Source organism: Skermanella sp., assembly GCF_059503625.1.
In genome coordinates, this window is sequence record NZ_JCACHA010000200.1 from 1 (window position 1) to 3,381 (window position 3,381).

3 protein-coding genes are annotated in these 3,381 nt (G+C 65.5%); all 3 read left to right on the forward strand.

The annotated features are described in order from the left end of the window. Window positions 1-574 (forward strand): ROK family protein (locus tag AC5JJ6_RS05100; protein ID WP_496041002.1); only part of this gene is annotated, 574 nt, incomplete at its 5' end. A 64-nt stretch (window positions 575-638) separates the two neighbouring features. Then, window positions 639-2,198 carry a sugar ABC transporter ATP-binding protein gene (locus AC5JJ6_RS05105; RefSeq protein ID WP_496041003.1) on the forward strand — a complete coding sequence of 520 codons (1,560 nt, stop codon included), beginning with the start codon at window positions 639-641 and terminating at the stop codon, window positions 2,196-2,198. A 76-nt stretch (window positions 2,199-2,274) separates the two neighbouring features. Further along, the gene (locus tag AC5JJ6_RS05110) at window positions 2,275-3,294 is read left to right on the forward strand and encodes an ABC transporter permease subunit (protein ID WP_496041004.1); all 1,020 of its coding nucleotides are present in this window, start codon (window positions 2,275-2,277) and stop codon (window positions 3,292-3,294) included. The last annotated feature ends 87 nt before the right edge of the window (window positions 3,295-3,381 follow it).

A 3,381-nucleotide genomic window follows, 5' to 3' on the forward strand; every position in this document is an offset into this window, starting at 1 on the left:
CGAGCTGGACAACTTCGTCCATGTCTTCATCGGCGCTGCGGTCGGCGGCGGCATCGTCCTGAACAGCGAGTACTATCGCGGCCCCACGGGATACGGCGGCGATATCGGCCTGATGCCGGTCGGACCGTCCCGTCTTGCGACCGCGCCGGCCCCTGCCCGCAGCCACGACATCCTGCTGACGCGCGCCTCGATCAACTCGCTGATCCGCCACCTGCGCGGCAACGGCGTCGCGATCTCCAGCCGGACCGAGGTGGAGGAAGCCTTCACCCGCCATCCCAGGCTGGTGGGAGAATGGCTGGACGACTGCGCCGACGCCCTGGTCGTCCCGCTGCTGTCCTGTGCCCGCCTGCTCGACGTGGAAGCGATCGTGCTGGACGGCGACATGCCCCAGGGCATCAAGGAAGACTTGATGGAGCGTCTGGTCCCCTTGCTGGAAGCGGCGACGCCGGAAGCCCGCAAGTCGCCAAGACTTCTGATGGGAATGATCGGGCGCGAAGCCTCGGCTCTCGGCGCCGCGATACTTCCGCTGCACCTGAACTTCAGTCCCAACAGGGAAATTCTGGTCAATCAATAAGCCGATCCAACAAGACCAGCGTTGACTAAAGAAAACTGACCGTCGAATTCCACCGGAGGAAACCATGACTGCGACCGCGCTCGACGCGCCTCATCAGGGTACGCGTCCGCCGACCTTGGAGATGCGCGGCATTTCCAAGACCTTTCCCGGTACGAAGGCTCTCAGCAACGTTCAGCTCAAGGCCTGGGGCGGAGAGATCCAGTCCCTGATGGGGGAGAACGGCGCCGGCAAGAGCACGCTGATGAAGGTGCTGTCGGGAGCCTATCAGGCGGATGCCGGCGGGCAGATCCTGATCGACGGGCAGGTCGTGGACATCACAAACCCGCATGTCGCCCGCGAGCACGGCATCTCGATCATCTATCAGGAACTCAGCCTGCTGCCCAACCTGAGCGTGGCGGAGAACATCTATTTCGGCCGGGAGCCGTCCAAGGGCGGCATGATCGACCGCCGTACCATGAAGGAAAGCTGCCGGGGCGTGCTTCAGCGCCTCGGCGCCACCTTCGGTCCGGAAACCATCGTGGCGACCCTCTCCATCGCGGAGCGGCAGCTTGTCGAGATCGCCCGCGCCCTCCATTCCGAATCCAAAATCCTGGTGATGGACGAACCGACGACGACGCTGTCGTCCAGGGAAACCGACCGTCTGTTCGCCCTGATGCGGCAGCTTCGCGACGAGGGGCTGGCGATCATCTATATCAGCCACCGCATGGCCGAGGTCTACGAGCTGTCGGACCGGGTATCGGTGCTGCGCGACGGGACCTATGTCGGCACGCTCGACAAGGACGACATCTCCGCCGAGAAGCTGGTCAAGATGATGGTCGGCCGCGACCTCAGCACCTTCTACAAGCACGACCACGAGGCCAAGGCCGGCCGGGCGCGCGGCCAGCCGATGCTGGCGGTCGAGGGCGTCACCGACGGCGGAAAGCGCGTCCATCCCTCCAGCTTTACGCTCTATGCCGGCGAAGTGCTTGGCCTGGCCGGGCTGGTCGGATCGGGACGGACCGAACTGGCGCGGCTGATCTACGGGGCGGACCCAAGGACCGCCGGCACGATCCGGATCGACGGCAAGGAAGTCACCATCCGCACCCCCAAGGACGGGCTGGATGCCGGCATCACCTATCTGACCGAGGACCGCAAGCACCAGGGCCTGTTCCTGGACATGTCGGTCAAGGACAACGTCAACTTCAGCGTGATCGGCCGGGACGCGCGCGGCGGCGGCGTGCTCAACCTGCGGAAGGCGGTCGAGCGGGCGAAAAGCTCCATCGCCGACCTGAAGATCCGCGTCGCCAGCGCGTCCATCGGCGTCGGCACCCTGTCGGGCGGCAACCAGCAGAAGGTGCTGCTCGCCCGCTGGCTCGAAGCGAAGCCGAAAGTGATGATCCTCGACGAGCCGACGCGCGGCGTCGATATCGGCGCCAAGGCGGAAATCTACCGCATCATCGACCAGCTCGCCCAGAACGGCGTCGCCGTCCTGGTGATCTCCAGCGAGTTGCCGGAGATCATGGGCATCTGCGACCGCATCCTGGTGATGCGCGAAGGACATATCGAAGGTGAAGTCGGGGGCACCAGCGGCGTTCCCGTCACCCAGGAAGCAATCATGGCACTCGCCACCGGCGTCCAGCTCTAACCGCCGCCCCGGCATCAGGGATCAGGCGCCAGGTGTCAGGCGTCTGGCAAAAAGAATCCAGGAGGAAGTTCCCCCCATGTGCTCCATGAAGACGATGGGCGCCGACAACAGGATCGCCCAGGAATCGGCGGCGGCCGCCGCGGCGGCCCGCAAGCAGCAGATCAACACGATCATCCAGGTCGTCGGCATGCTGCCGGTCCTGATCCTGATCTGCATCGGGTTCGAATTCGCGACCGGCAAGTTCCTGACGGGCCGCAACATCTCGATCGTGATGCAGCAGGCATCGATCAACATCGTGCTCGCCACCGGATTGACCTTCGTCATCCTGACCGGCGGCATCGACCTCGCGGTCGGGTCCATCCTGGCGGTTTCCGCCGTGACCGCCGTGTCGATGACGCTCGGTCCGGCGTCGAGCCTCGCGATCCCGGCGGCCCTGCTGGTCGGCCTGACGATGGGCGCGATCAACGGCAGCCTGATCGCCTTCTTCCGCCTGCCGGCCTTCATCGTGACACTGGGAGCCATGACGGCGGTCCGGGGACTGTCGCGGCTGGCGGCAGACGACACCACCGTCTTCAATGCGGCCCTGCCCTTCGCCTGGATCGGCAACTCCCACGTCTTCGGCGTGCCCTGGATGGTCGTGATCGCCCTGGCCGTCGTCGCGGTCAGCTGGTTCGTGCTGCGCCGGACCGTGCTGGGCGTCTGGATCTACGGCGTCGGCGGCAACCCGGACGCGGCCCGGCTGTCGGGCATCAAGGTCTGGGCCGTGCTGATGTTCGTCTACTGCATGTCGGGACTGCTGGCGGGACTTGCCGGCGTCATGTCCGCCGCCCGGACCCTGTCGGCCAACGGCGCGCAGTTGGGCATGGGCTACGAGCTAGACGCCATCGCGGCGGTCATCCTGGGCGGCACCAGCTTCGTCGGCGGCATCGGTTCGATCTTCGGCACGCTGGTCGGCGCCCTGATCATCGCCGTGCTGTCCAACGGCCTGATCCTGATGAACGTCAGCGAAGTCTGGCAGTTGATCATCAAGGGTCTTGTCATCGTCGGCGCCGTCGCACTCGACCGGTACCGCAACAAGGGGAGCGCCCGCACCTGATCCAATCCTTCTGACCGGCCAAGCATGACGCCTCGTAGGTCGGTCTAGAGCGAAGCGGCAGCCGACAAGCAGGCGCGTCGATGTCGG